The sequence below is a fragment of the Pseudomonas sp. SDO5532_S415 genome (assembly GCF_054071155.1).
Genome location: NZ_JBSVWS010000027.1, coordinates 1 through 12,867 on the forward strand (window position 1 = coordinate 1; position 12,867 = coordinate 12,867).

Sequence of the window (12,867 nt, forward strand, 5' to 3'; positions counted from 1 at the left end):
GTTGAAATGCGTTCTCCTGTGGGAGCGAGCCTGCTCGCGAAGGCGTCATGACTGACACCACAAAATCATTTGGACTGAATAATGCTCAACCGCTCACCCACCACCATTTCCGTGATCCAGCCCACGAGGATCGAGGTGTAGGCCTGCTGTGAAACGGGATCGTTCAGCGCATGATCGGCACCGTCGATAATCCGGTGCGTCAATGAGTGGGTCTGCTGACACGCCGCGCGGTAACTCATGATGGTCGCGTGGGGCACGTAGTCATCGGTCTCGGACTGGACCAACAACACATCGCCGGTAAATTGCGAGCAGGCATGCAGTGCCCGATTGTTGTCGGCGCGCACCAACGTACTGCGGTAATCGCGCAAGTCGAGCTTGTCCAGATCACGCTTGGGCGTGTGCCATTGTTCGTCGCGATACAGCGCCGGCACCCGCAGCGCCAGCCATCGCACAGGGCGTAGCGACGTGAGGATCGAGGCCAGGTAGCCGCCATAGCTGGTGCCGACCACGGCAATCGCCGAGGTATCCAGCGCCGGATGCGCGAGCAGGCGATCGTAGGCCGCCAGCAGGTCGCGAAGGTTGTCTTCACGGGTCACCCGGGTCAGCGGAATGCCAGTGCCGCCGGTATGCCCGCGCAGGTCGAAAGTCAGGCAGACACAACCCAGGCCGGCGATGCCTTTGGCCCGCTCCAGGTCCCGCTCCTGACTGCCGCCCCAACCGTGCACGAACAACACGCCGGGGACCTTCGATTTGGGACTGAGAAACGTCCCGCTCATCTGTTCATCATCGATGTCGATTTGAATGCTTTCGCTTCTAGCCGTCATAGGATTTGACCGTTACGTACTTGAGCAGGAAATCACTGTTTTGCGCTGGACCACGATACACCTCGATGGCGTCTGCGGGCAGCGGCTGGTCACTGTAGGTTTCCACCGAAGACACACGGATCGCGCGCATTTGCGGGTCATTGACGAAGCTTTGCAAAGCGGCCACTTCGGCGCTGCTGGCACCGCCCATGCGCCAGGATTGTTCGAGTACGCCGCTGCGGTGTTTGCCATCACTGGCCACGCCCTGGGCAATATCGTAGTTGCGCCGCGAGGCGTAGAAACCCGGATAGGCTTCATCCGCGGCGCTGTCGAATACCTGCGCCTGCTTGATCGCCAACCGCACGCCATCAGGCAGATCCAGCGCCAACAGGTCGTGATAGTCACCCTGCACCACCAGCAAATCAGAGCCGCCATAGACCTCTTCGCCTTCAGCGTCCTTGGTCAAGTATTGTTCACCGCAGTAACTCAGCACTTTGTCGCCGATGAAACTCTGGCCGACGCTGTGGGTGACCACCTGATCCAGGTCCTGCTCCAACACCACGCCTTCAGTGAACAGGGTTTTGACCTCGGGCCGGGCGAGCATTTCGTCGAACTGGTCGAGGCTTTTGATCACTTCCTGACCGCGCCCGGCGCAGGCGTGAATCGGCTTGAGACGGATCGGGCCGTTGTAAAGCAAATGCTCCGCAGCGGGTCGTGCATCATCAAGGGAGAACACGCTGAGGCCATCGAGCACGACACCACGTACCCGTTCGGAAAACAGCGGTGCCCAGCCTTTCGGCGCATGGGCATGGCGGTTCAACAAGCCGTGGCTGATGGCTTTGGTGCAGATGAAGTCATGTTCGACGTAACCGCCCCATAAATCCTCCGGCCCCCTGATTCCCAGTTGCCGCGCGGCTTCGGGTCCCACCAGCGTCTGGGTCGGCAGCAGGTAAATGTCTCGACCGCGATGCTGCTCCGGGTCGTAACTGCCACCGAACTTGAGCCCGAGGATTTGCGCCAGCCACTTGGCCAGCGCGCGATTGGTTTCGATTTCATGCAATGGCGCGTCGGGGTGCACCGAATGGGCAACCACCAGTTTCTTGCGGTTTGTTGGGGTCATGCATCCCCCTTCAATCGGTGCTGGATGAATGTAGTTGAAGGGGTGCAGGGATCAGGCCAAGCGCGGTAGAGGAGGAACGATATTCAAATCAGCCGGTTACATAATCAGTGATGGCTGCGCGTCGTTTTATTCTGCACGACAACCTTCAAGACTCTGGCATTTTGCACGATTCAAGACCAGACGGATTTTCCCTGTGGGAGCGAGCCTGCTCGCGAATGCGGTCAGTGATTCAACATTGATGTCGGCTGGCCCACCGCTTTCGCGAGCAGGCGCTCCCACAAAAGATTTGCGGTGTTTCGACTATCGGGATGCGGCGATTGGTGTCACCCCAAACCGCGTCCGGTAATCACTCGGCGCCAGCCCGGTGATTTTCTTGAACGTCGAGCGAAACGCCCCTGGGTCCTGATAGCCCACGGTCCAGGCAATGTGATCGATGGTGCCATTGGTGAACTCGAGCATTTCCCGAGCCTTGCCGACCCGCAGGTGCTGACAGTACTCCGTGGGCTTGAGCCCGGTCGCCGCGCGAAAGCGGCGCAGGAACGTGCGCTCCTCCAGCCCTGCCCGTTCGGCCATTGCCGTCAGTGACACATCGGTGGCGCCAGTGCTTTGCAGCCAGTGCTGCACCTTGAGAATCGAAGCATCGCCATGGCTGAGGATCGGCGCGAAGTTGCTGCCACATTCACTGGCACTGTCGCTGTGCTCCACCACCAGAAAACGCGCGGTGCCGGTGGCGATGCTTGGCCCCAGCAGGCGATCCACCAGGCGCAGCCCCAGTTCGGACCAGGCCATCAGCCCCGCCGTGGTGATCAGGTCGCCGTCATCGACAATGGGCGTATCGGCCTTGAGCTTGATCGCCGGGTAACGTTCGGCGAAGGCTTTGGCCGAGGTCCAGTGGGTGGTGGCGCTACGGCCGTCGAGCAGACCGCTCTCGGCCAACAGAATCGAGCCCACACAGACGCCGCCCAGAGTTGCACCCTGGGCATGTTGCTGCCTGAGCCAGTGAATCAGCGCCTGCGGTGCCTGGCCTTCTGAGAACCCCGCAATCGACGGCGGAATCAGTACCGCCACCAGTGCGCCGTCCGCAGCGGGATGGCTGTCGTAGACCCGGGCGGGCGGGTGATCGCCTTCCACTCGCCAATGGCTGACCCGCAACAGTGGCAAGTGTGCGACCTGATGCTCGGCGGCGATCCGGTTGGCCACCCCGAACAGATCAGTCAACCCATGCACCGCCGCCATCTGCGCGCCGGGATAGATCAACACGCCCAATTCGGCAATTGCCCTTTGTGCGTCCATTGTCAGTTTTCCCCCTTCTATTGTCGGTGCGGCCAATCCCCGGACGGTCTGCCAAAGCCAATACTTCATTCCACACCCAAACCGCACTTCGAGGAAACAGTCATGGCCAAGCAAGCACTCATCGTAGTCGATATCCAAAACGACTACTTCCCCCAAGGCAAGTGGCCGCTGGTCGGCGCCGATGCCGCTGCGGACAACGCAGTCCGCCTGTTAAAGGCCTTTCGCCAGGCCGGTGATTCGGTGGTGCACATCCGCCACGAGTTCACTTCCGACGCCGCACCGTTCTTCACCCCCGGCTCCGAAGGCGCGAAGCTGCACCCCAAAGTCCTCAACCAAGGCAATGAGCCGGTGGTGCTCAAGCACTTCGTCAACTCGTTCCGCGAAACCGAACTGCAGTCAATCCTCGACCAGCAAGGCATCAAGGAACTGGTGGTTGTCGGCAGCATGAGCCACATGTGCGTCGACGGCATCACCCGCGCCGCCAACGACCTCGGTTACAGCGTCACGGTGATCCACGACGCCTGTGCCTCCCGTGACCTGGAGTTCAACGGACTGACCGTGCCGGCAGCCCATGTACACGCCGCGTTCATGTCTGCGTTGGGTTTTGCCTACGCCAACGTGGTGTCCACTGACGAGTTTCTCGCGAACGCCCAGTAACCGCTGATCCAGAGCAAAAACGAAAAAGCCCATGGCCTCGAACGCCATGGGCTTTTTTTTTGCCGGTGGGTTTGGACGATCTGCACTGAACGCAATACCGCCAGAACCCTTATGCGTTAAGCCACGGACAACAATAACTCCACTCCCAACGTAAACCGCGGGGGTTCAGGAGATACCGCACCAACTGTTTGCCTGGTTGTTTTACGCACTTAACTTTTGAACCGAACTCACTGGAAGCCTGAACAATGAACACGATGAATATCAGTACCGACAGCTTGTCGAAAAAAACATCCCTCGGCGTCAGCACCATGGCGCTCGGCACCTACGGCATCTACTTCGCCCTCGCCGTTATCTACTTCTGGTTCGGCGGCATGAAGTTCACCCACTACGAAGCAGAAGGGCTGGTTCCGCTGGTGAGTAACAGCCCATTGCTGGGATGGGTGTACAACATCTTCAACGTGGATCTGTTTTCCGCTCTGCTGGGTGTTCTTGAGGTCTCGATCGGTGTGTTGATCGCAGGTCGCCTGCTGTCACCGAAGCTTTCGTTGATCGGCGGCGCCTTGTCTGCGGGGCTGTTCATTACGACACTGAGCTTCATGTTCTCCACGCCAGGCGTGATTGAACCTGGTCTTGGCTTCCCGGCCATCAGTGTTGCGCCCGGTCAATTCCTCCTCAAGGACCTTGGATTGCTTGCCGCTTCCATCTTCGTAGCGGGCCATTCCTTGACCAAATTGGAAAGGTCTTGAGCTGAAATCTTCAGAGTGGAGATGGCCTGAAAACAGTTTGATGTTTTCAGGCCATTTTCCATTTCCGCTTCAAACAACGGACTACCTCATCAAAGAAGTTCACTCCCCTCCCCCGTCAGGGACTTCATCCAGTCCCGTGGGCTGTAGCCCGTCTTGCGCCGAAACGCACGGGCAAGCGCCGAAGGACTTTCATAGCCGACCTCGTCAGCGATCAGCGTGATCGGTCGCCCTTCTCGCAAGCGTTTCTGCGCCAGACTGATCCGCCAACTCAGCAGGTAATCCGCCGGGGTCTGCCCCAGAACAGAGCGAAAATGCACCGCATAAGCGGCGCGGGACATGTTCGACTCATTCGCCAACTCTGCAACTGACCAGGGCCGTTGAGGTGCGTTGTGCATCTGTATCAGGGAGCGGGACAGTCGCGAGTCGGCCAGTCCGGCCATCATTCCCGTACTCAACTGATGGTGGTCGAGCAGATGCCGGAGCAGCAGGATGATCAACAGTTCGAACAAACGATCAAGCACGGCTTCCCTGCCGCAATGTCCGCCTGCGGCTTCACTGAACAACCATTTCAGCGTATCGGCCAACAGCGGCAACTCGTCCAGGGACAGCACCAGGAAATCGGGAAGCGATGCAGATATCGGGTTACTGGCGCCACCGTCAAACTCCAGCAATGCACACAACAATTTGGCGCCCTCGGACTCGTCTGCGATCAGTTGATGGCGGCTGGGACGAGGCAGAAAAATCAGACTGGGCCGGGCAAGCAGCATGTCGCCCGCCCCCGGAACTTTCAGTGTGAGGGTGCCTGCCTGCAGCAGGTGAACATGACCGCGCGGTTCGGCGCCATCGTATGACGATATTCCACAAAGCTTGCCGCTGAAGAACAGGTTCGCGCGCACGCCGAACTGGGACAGCAACGTAGACAGACGGTCCATGGGCAAACCCGCGCTCAGAAATAGACGATTAGCATCATATTAGCGCGCGTTCTTGCTCCAGTTGCAGCCATTTGCAGCGGGCGCCCGGATGAAATGCTGACAACAAAAAGCCCGGCATCCTTACGGAATGCCGGGCCTTGTTTGGCTCGAAGCTATTTTTTAGAACGGGATATCGTCATCAAAGCTGTCGAAATCCGGAGCCGGCTGTGGAGCGGCCTGCTGTGGAGCCGGGCGCGACTGTTGTGGCGCCGACTGCTGTGGACGCGGAGCCTGCTGGCGTGGCGCGGACTGCTGGTAGTTATTGCCCCCGCCTTGCTGGTCGCCCTGCTGTGGACGGCCGCCCAGCAGTTGCATGGTGCCTTGCATGTCGACCACGATTTCGGTGGTGTAACGCTTGATACCGTCTTTTTCCCACTCGCGGGTCTGCAGCTTGCCTTCGATGTAGACCTGCGAACCTTTACGCAGGTATTCGCCGGCGATTTCTGCGACTTTGCCGAACATCGACACTCGGTGCCATTCAGTCTTTTCGACCTTCTGACCGGTTTGCTTGTCGGTCCACTGTTCGCTGGTCGCCAGACTCAGGTTGGTCACGGCGTTGCCGTTCGGCAGGTAGCGAACTTCAGGATCCTGGCCGCAAGTGCCGACCAATATGACTTTGTTAACCCCACGGGCCATTACGTTCTCCTAGGCTACGCACGCTGCCCCGGCCGGGTTGTTCACCAGGCTTTCAAGGGTGGTGCGATCCAATAGTTCGGTGTCCAATTTGATGTAAATGGCCGCCTCATCGGCGACTATCACTGCATCTGTTACCCCTACGACGGCCTTCAGGCGCTCGACCAGACCCGCTTCGCGGATCGCCTCGGGCGACAATGGCAAGCGCAGGCTTGTCACGTAGGGAGGTTCACGCATGGTAACAGCAAAGACCAGCCAGAGGGCAGCCAGACCGGCGCACCCCAGGAACACAACCGACAAACCGCCGTGCTGGAACAACCAGCCTCCGAGGATCCCGCCCAGTGCCGATCCAAGGAACTGGCTGGTGGAGTAAACCCCCATCGCCGTGCCTTTGCCGCCGGCCGGTGAAACCTTGCTGATCAGCGATGGCAGCGAAGCTTCCAGCAGATTGAACGCGGTGAAAAACACCACCGTCCCGATCACCAGAGCCCGCAAGCTGTCGCCGAACTGCCAGAAGAATAGCTCAGTGAGCATCAGCGTCACGACGGCGCCGAGCAGAACTCGTTTCATTTTGCGTCGCTTCTCGCCATAGATAATGAACGGGATCATGGCGAAGAAAGAAATCAGCAGTGCCGTCAGATACACCCACCAATGCTGCTCCTTGGGCAATCCGGCCTTTTCCACCAGTGCCAGCGGCAAGGCAACGAAGCTCGACATCAACATGGCGTGCAATACAAAAATGCCCAGGTCCAGACGCAGCAGGTCCGGATGCTTCAGCGTCGGTATCAACGCCTGGCGCGCGACGCCGGACTCCCGGTGCTGCAACGGGCCAGTGGAGCGCGGCACCATGAACATCACAATCACAATGCCGACCAATGCCATGCCGCCCGTGGCGAGAAACAACCCGGACAAGCCGAAAGCACGCGTGAGCAAGGGGCCGACAACCATCGCGACAGCGAACGACAGGCCGATTGTCATGCCGATCATGGCCATGGCCTTGGTTCGGTGCTGCTCACGGGTCAAGTCCGACAACAAGGCCATGACCGCGGCGGAAATCGCCCCGGCGCCTTGCAGGATACGTCCGGCGATCACACCCCAGATCGAGTCCGCGTTGGCCGCCAGTACGCTGCCGAGAGCAAAAACGACCAGGCCCAGGTAAATCACCGGGCGACGGCCTATGCGGTCGGAAATGAAGCCGAAAGGAATCTGGAAAATGGCCTGGGTCAGGCCGTAAGCGCCAATCGCCAGCCCGATCAGGGCCGGGGTCGCTCCCGCCAGGTCCATGCCATAGGTCGCCAGGACCGGCAACACCATGAACATGCCAAGCATACGGAAGGCGAACACCAGGGCCAGACCGCTCGCCGCGCGGGTCTCGCTGCCACTCATGCGTTCGCTGTGGGGATCGTGCATGGAAAAACCTCATGTGAACCGGCGGCGATTCTACCAGTCCCATCGATTGGCAGGGTATATCGCGACGCTTTGCCGCGTGCAGATGAAAGACCTTTCATCAAAGCCCGTAATGTCATCATTCGATAGTGTGCATCCATCCAGTATTTGGCCGTATACTCCTACGTTTTCGACGCCCGCCGAGCGAGGCCACTTTGGACAAGATCCTGATTCGTGGGGCCCGAACCCACAACCTGAAGAACATCGACCTGACCCTGCCACGGGACAAACTGATCGTCATCACCGGCCTGTCCGGCTCCGGCAAGTCGTCCCTGGCCTTCGACACACTGTATGCCGAAGGCCAGCGCCGCTATGTCGAATCGCTGTCGGCCTACGCCCGCCAGTTCCTGTCGATGATGGAAAAACCTGACGTCGACACCATCGAAGGCTTGTCGCCAGCAATTTCAATCGAACAGAAGTCGACCTCGCACAACCCGCGCTCGACCGTCGGCACCATCACTGAAATCTATGACTACCTGCGTCTGCTCTATGCGCGTGTGGGTATCCCGCGCTGCCCGGACCATGACATTCCGCTGGAAGCGCAGACCGTCAGCCAGATGGTCGACCTGGTCCTCGCCCAACCGGAGGGTAGCAAGCTGATGCTGCTGGCCCCGGTCATCCGCGAGCGCAAAGGCGAACACCTGTCAGTCTTCGAAGAGCTTCGCGCCCAGGGCTTCGTGCGTGCCCGTATCAACGGCAAGCTTTATGAACTGGACGAAGCGCCCAAGCTCGATAAACAGAAAAAACACACGATCGATGTAGTGGTCGATCGCTTCAAGGTGCGCGCCGACCTGCAACAGCGTCTGGCCGAATCCTTCGAGACCGCGCTGAAGCTGGCGGACGGCATCGCATTGGTGGCGCCGATGGACGATGAGCCGGGGGAAGAGATGATCTTCTCCGCGCGCTTCGCCTGCCCGATTTGCGGCCACGCGATCAGTGAACTCGAGCCAAAGCTGTTTTCCTTCAACAACCCGGCCGGCGCCTGCCCGACCTGCGATGGCCTGGGGGTGAAACAATTCTTCGACATCAAGCGATTGGTCAACGGTGAGTTGACCCTGGCCGAAGGGGCGATCCGCGGCTGGGATCGGCGCAACGTCTATTACTTCCAGATGCTCGGCTCGCTGGCCTCCCACTACAAGTTCAGTCTGGAAGTGCCGTTCAACGAACTGCCAGCCGATCAGCAGAAGAACATCCTGCACGGCAGCGGCTCGCAAAACGTCGATTTCAAATACCTGAACGACCGTGGCGATATCGTCAAACGCTCACACCCGTTCGAAGGTATCGTACCGAACCTGGAACGTCGCTACCGCGAAACCGAGTCGGCTTCGGTCCGCGAAGAACTGGCCAAGTTCCTCAGCACCCAATCCTGCCCGGACTGCCGTGGCACTCGTCTGCGACGGGAAGCACGGCACGTATGGGTCGGCGAGAAAACCCTGCCGGCAGTGACCAACCTGCCGATCGGCGATGCCTGCGATTACTTCGGTGAGCTGAAGATGACCGGCCGCCGTGGCGAGATTGCTGACAAGATCCTCAAGGAAATCCGTGAGCGTCTGCAGTTTCTGGTCAACGTCGGCCTCGACTATCTGTCGCTAGATCGCAGCGCAGATACGCTGTCCGGTGGCGAGGCTCAGCGCATTCGTCTGGCCAGCCAGATCGGCGCCGGCCTGGTTGGCGTTCTGTACATTCTCGATGAACCATCGATCGGCTTGCATCAGCGCGATAACGACCGATTGCTCGGCACACTCAAGCACCTTCGCGACATCGGCAACACGGTGATCGTGGTCGAGCACGACGAAGATGCGATTCGCCTGGCGGACTACGTGGTGGATATCGGGCCGGGCGCCGGCGTCCATGGCGGGCATATCGTTGCCGAAGGCACGCCTGCCGAGGTGATGTCGCATCCGGATTCCCTCACCGGCAAGTACCTCTCGGGCCGGGTGAAAATTGCCGTTCCGGCTAAACGTACGCCACGCAACAAGAAGCTGTCGTTGTCGCTCAAAGGCGCCCGCGGCAACAACTTGCGCAATGTCGATCTGGATATTCCGATCGGCCTGCTGACCTGCGTGACCGGTGTGTCCGGCTCGGGTAAATCGACGCTGATCAACAACACGCTGTTTCCATTGAGTGCCACGGCGCTCAATGGTGCTACGACGCTGGAAGCCGCTGCCCACGACAGCATCAAGGGCCTGGAGCATCTGGATAAAGTCGTCGACATCGACCAGAGCCCGATCGGTCGCACACCACGCTCCAACCCGGCCACCTACACCGGATTGTTCACGCCGATTCGCGAGCTGTTCGCCGGCGTGCCGGAATCCCGCTCCCGCGGTTATGGTCCCGGGCGGTTTTCCTTCAACGTAAAGGGCGGCCGCTGCGAGGCCTGCCAGGGCGATGGCCTGATCAAGGTGGAGATGCACTTCCTGCCGGACATCTATGTGCCTTGCGACGTCTGCAAGAGCAAGCGTTACAACCGTGAAACCCTTGAGATCAAGTACAAAGGCAAAAGCATTCACGAGACCCTCGAGATGACCATCGAGGAAGCCCGGGAGTTTTTCGATGCGGTGCCTGCCCTGGCGCGAAAGCTTCAGACGCTGATGGACGTGGGCCTTTCCTATATCAAGCTGGGGCAATCGGCGACCACCCTGTCAGGGGGTGAGGCTCAGCGGGTCAAGCTGTCCCGTGAGCTGTCCAAGCGGGATACCGGCAAGACCCTGTATATCCTCGACGAACCTACAACCGGTCTTCACTTCGCGGATATCCAGCAATTGCTAGACGTGCTGCATCGACTGCGCGACCACGGCAATACAGTGGTGGTGATCGAGCACAACCTGGATGTGATCAAGACCGCTGACTGGCTGGTGGACCTGGGGCCGGAAGGCGGCTCCAAGGGCGGTCAGATCATCGCCGTCGGTACACCGGAAGAAGTCTCCGAGATGAAGCAATCTCACACCGGGTATTACCTCAAACCGCTGTTGGAACGCGACCGGGCCTGACTCCAGTCCATGAAAAAGCCCCTGTCACTTCATCAGTGACAGGGGCTTTTTTGTGTCCGCCTGTAGGAGCAATGCTTGCTCGCGATAGCAGTTACGAATACTGCTGAATCAAGCGTGAGATTGCAGGTAGTTCTCGAGACCAATCAACTTGATCAGACCCAACTGCTTTTCCAGCCAATACGTGTGATCTTCTTCGGTGTCGTGGAGCTGTACACGCAGCATTTCGCGGCTGACGTAATCCTTGTGCTGCTCGCATAGCTGGATACCTTTGCACAGTGCGGCACGCACCTTGTACTCCAGACGCAGATCCGCTTCGAGCATCTCCGGTACTGTGGTACCGATATCGAGATCGTCAGGGCGCATGCGAGGTGTACCTTCCAGCATCAGGATCCGACGCATCAGCGCGTCAGCATGACCTGCTTCTTCTTCCATCTCGTGATTGATTCGTTCGTAGAGCTTGGTGAATCCCCAGTCCTCATACATCCGCGAATGAACGAAATATTGGTCACGCGCGGCCAGTTCGCCGGTCAGCAACGTGTTGAGGTAATCGATAACGTCTGGGTGGCCTTGCATCGCCCTACATCTCCCTGCTTGAAAGTTATAGTTTGAACCAACCTGGCCATAACGTCACTCGGCAGACGCAATAAAAGCGAAGATAATCTGAGAAAAGCAGCTGAAATAACGCAAAAACCGCCCAATTAAGGGCGGTTCTGCTTCTCATTTAGACTTCGTTAAGCTGTACGTTGAGCAGCTTTGCGATTGCTTCTCCATACGCCGGGTCGGCCCTGAAGAAATGCTGCAATTGACGGTCGACGACGTCACTGGATACACCCGCCATCGCTCCAGCAATGTTGCCAACCAGCAACGCTTTCTGCTCGCCACTCATCAGGCGGAACAGCGCACCAGCGTGGCTGTAATAGTCCGTATCTTCGCGATGATCGTAGCGATCAGCCGCACCACTTAAAGCCAGTGCAGGCTCAGCGTAACGAGGTGCCTGCTTCGGCGAATCGACATAACTGTTCGGCTCGTAATTCGGCGCGGCGCCGCCATTGCTCCCAAACGCCATCGAACCATCGCGCTGGTAGCTGTTGACCGGACTCCGCGGGGCGTTCACCGGCAGTTGCTGGTGATTAGTGCCAACACGGTAGCGATGAGCATCCGCATAAGCGAACACTCGCCCTTGCAACATGCGGTCCGGCGACAAGCCCACGCCCGGCACCATATTGCTAGGGCCGAAAGCGGCTTGCTCGACTTCAGCGAAATAGTTGAGCGGATTGCGATTCAGCTCCAGTTCACCCACTTCGATCAACGGAAACTCTTTCTGTGACCAGGTCTTGGTGACGTCGAAAGGGTTCTCATAATGCGCTTCGGCTTGGGCTTCGGTCATGATTTGGATGCACACGCTCCATTTCGGGAAATCACCGCGCTCAATGGCTTCGAACAAATCGCGTTGAGCGTAATCCGGATCAGTACCGGCCAGGCGTGCAGCGTCTGCCGGTGCCAGATTCTTGATCCCTTGCTGAGTCTTGTAGTGCCATTTCACCCAGTGACGCTCGCCGCTGGCGTTAATCAGACTGTAGGTATGACTGCCGAAACCGTGCATGTGGCGGTAACCATCAGGGATGCCGCGATCCGAAAACAGGATCGTGACCTGATGCAGAGCCTCGGGAGAATGTGACCAGAAATCCCACATCGCCTGAGCGCTTTTGAGGTTGCTTTGCGGCAGACGTTTTTGGGTGTGGATAAAGTCGGGAAACTTCAGCGGATCACGGATAAAGAACACTGGGGTGTTGTTACCCACGATGTCCCAGTTGCCCTCTTCGGTGTAGAACTTCAACGCGAAGCCACGGGGATCGCGCTCGGTATCAGCCGAACCGCGCTCACCACCCACGGTGGAAAAGCGCAGGAATGTTGGCGTTTGCTTGCCGACAGATTCGAACAGCCTGGCGCTGGTGTACTGGGTAATATCGCGAGTCACGGTAAACGTCCCGTAGGCACCCGAACCTTTGGCATGCACACGACGCTCAGGGATGTTTTCACGGTTGAAGTGAGCCAGTTTCTCGATCAAGTGGAAGTCATCGAGCAGCAGCGGACCACGAGGGCCAGCGGAGCGGGAGTTCTGGTTGTCGGCGACAGGAGCGCCACTGGCGGTGGTAAGCGTTTTATTCTGGCTCATGCGATCTCTTCCTTTGTCAGTCTTGAACTGCC

General features: G+C 58.7%; 11 protein-coding genes. 3 read left to right on the forward strand and 8 right to left on the reverse strand.

Annotated elements, in window-relative coordinates:
• Nucleotides 1-65 precede the first annotated feature (65 nt).
• The 3 genes from ACW9HW_RS09755 to ACW9HW_RS09765 all read right to left on the reverse strand — a co-directional run bounded on the left by ACW9HW_RS09755 (nucleotide 66) and on the right by ACW9HW_RS09765 (nucleotide 3,216).
• Nucleotides 66-824, reverse strand: a complete 759-nt coding sequence (locus ACW9HW_RS09755; RefSeq protein WP_095197180.1) for an alpha/beta hydrolase family protein — start codon at nucleotides 822-824, stop codon at nucleotides 66-68.
• The gene (locus tag ACW9HW_RS09760) at nucleotides 814-1,923 is read right to left on the reverse strand and encodes a DUF3182 family protein (RefSeq protein ID WP_457399647.1); all 1,110 of its coding nucleotides are present in this window, start codon (nucleotides 1,921-1,923) and stop codon (nucleotides 814-816) included. Before ACW9HW_RS09760 ends, ACW9HW_RS09755 begins: the two co-directional genes overlap by 11 nt.
• Before the next feature lie 300 nt (nucleotides 1,924-2,223).
• Complete coding sequence (locus ACW9HW_RS09765) at nucleotides 2,224-3,216, reverse strand: GlxA family transcriptional regulator (RefSeq protein WP_095197178.1); 993 nt, start codon at nucleotides 3,214-3,216, stop codon at nucleotides 2,224-2,226.
• Nucleotides 3,217-3,318: 102 nt separating this feature from the next.
• Between ACW9HW_RS09765 and ACW9HW_RS09770 the strand changes: the two genes are divergently transcribed.
• Nucleotides 3,319-3,873 (forward strand): cysteine hydrolase family protein, encoded by a 555-nt coding sequence (locus tag ACW9HW_RS09770; protein ID WP_095197177.1) that lies wholly within the window; start codon nucleotides 3,319-3,321, stop codon nucleotides 3,871-3,873.
• Nucleotides 3,874-4,118: 245 nt separating this feature from the next.
• On the forward strand, nucleotides 4,119-4,619 hold the full coding sequence (locus tag ACW9HW_RS09775) for a YkgB family protein (RefSeq protein WP_457399650.1): 501 nt from the start codon (nucleotides 4,119-4,121) through the stop codon (nucleotides 4,617-4,619).
• A gap of 89 nt (nucleotides 4,620-4,708) precedes the next feature.
• On the opposite strand, the gene ACW9HW_RS09780 is transcribed toward ACW9HW_RS09775, so the two are convergent.
• The 3 genes from ACW9HW_RS09780 to ACW9HW_RS09790 all read right to left on the reverse strand — a co-directional run bounded on the left by ACW9HW_RS09780 (nucleotide 4,709) and on the right by ACW9HW_RS09790 (nucleotide 7,633).
• A complete protein-coding gene (locus ACW9HW_RS09780) occupies nucleotides 4,709-5,551 on the reverse strand; it encodes an AraC family transcriptional regulator (RefSeq protein ID WP_095197175.1) in 843 nt (280 codons plus the stop codon).
• 159 nt (nucleotides 5,552-5,710) lie between these two features.
• Entirely contained in the window at nucleotides 5,711-6,226 is a 516-nt protein-coding gene (locus tag ACW9HW_RS09785; RefSeq protein ID WP_095197174.1) for a single-stranded DNA-binding protein, read from the reverse strand.
• Between the two features lie 9 nt (nucleotides 6,227-6,235).
• A complete protein-coding gene (locus tag ACW9HW_RS09790) occupies nucleotides 6,236-7,633 on the reverse strand; it encodes an MFS transporter (protein ID WP_095197173.1) in 1,398 nt (465 codons plus the stop codon).
• A 191-nt stretch (nucleotides 7,634-7,824) separates the two neighbouring features.
• On the opposite strand from ACW9HW_RS09790, the gene uvrA reads away from it, so the two are divergent.
• Complete coding sequence (gene uvrA, locus ACW9HW_RS09795) at nucleotides 7,825-10,659, forward strand: excinuclease ABC subunit UvrA (protein WP_095197172.1); 2,835 nt, start codon at nucleotides 7,825-7,827, stop codon at nucleotides 10,657-10,659.
• Nucleotides 10,660-10,767: 108 nt separating this feature from the next.
• Here uvrA and bfr read toward each other — a convergent pair whose 3' ends face one another.
• A complete protein-coding gene (gene bfr, locus ACW9HW_RS09800; RefSeq protein WP_095197171.1) occupies nucleotides 10,768-11,232 on the reverse strand; it encodes a bacterioferritin in 465 nt (154 codons plus the stop codon).
• A 148-nt stretch (nucleotides 11,233-11,380) separates the two neighbouring features.
• Nucleotides 11,381-12,835, reverse strand: a complete 1,455-nt coding sequence (locus tag ACW9HW_RS09805) for a catalase (protein ID WP_095197170.1) — start codon at nucleotides 12,833-12,835, stop codon at nucleotides 11,381-11,383.
• Nucleotides 12,836-12,867 lie beyond the last annotated feature (32 nt).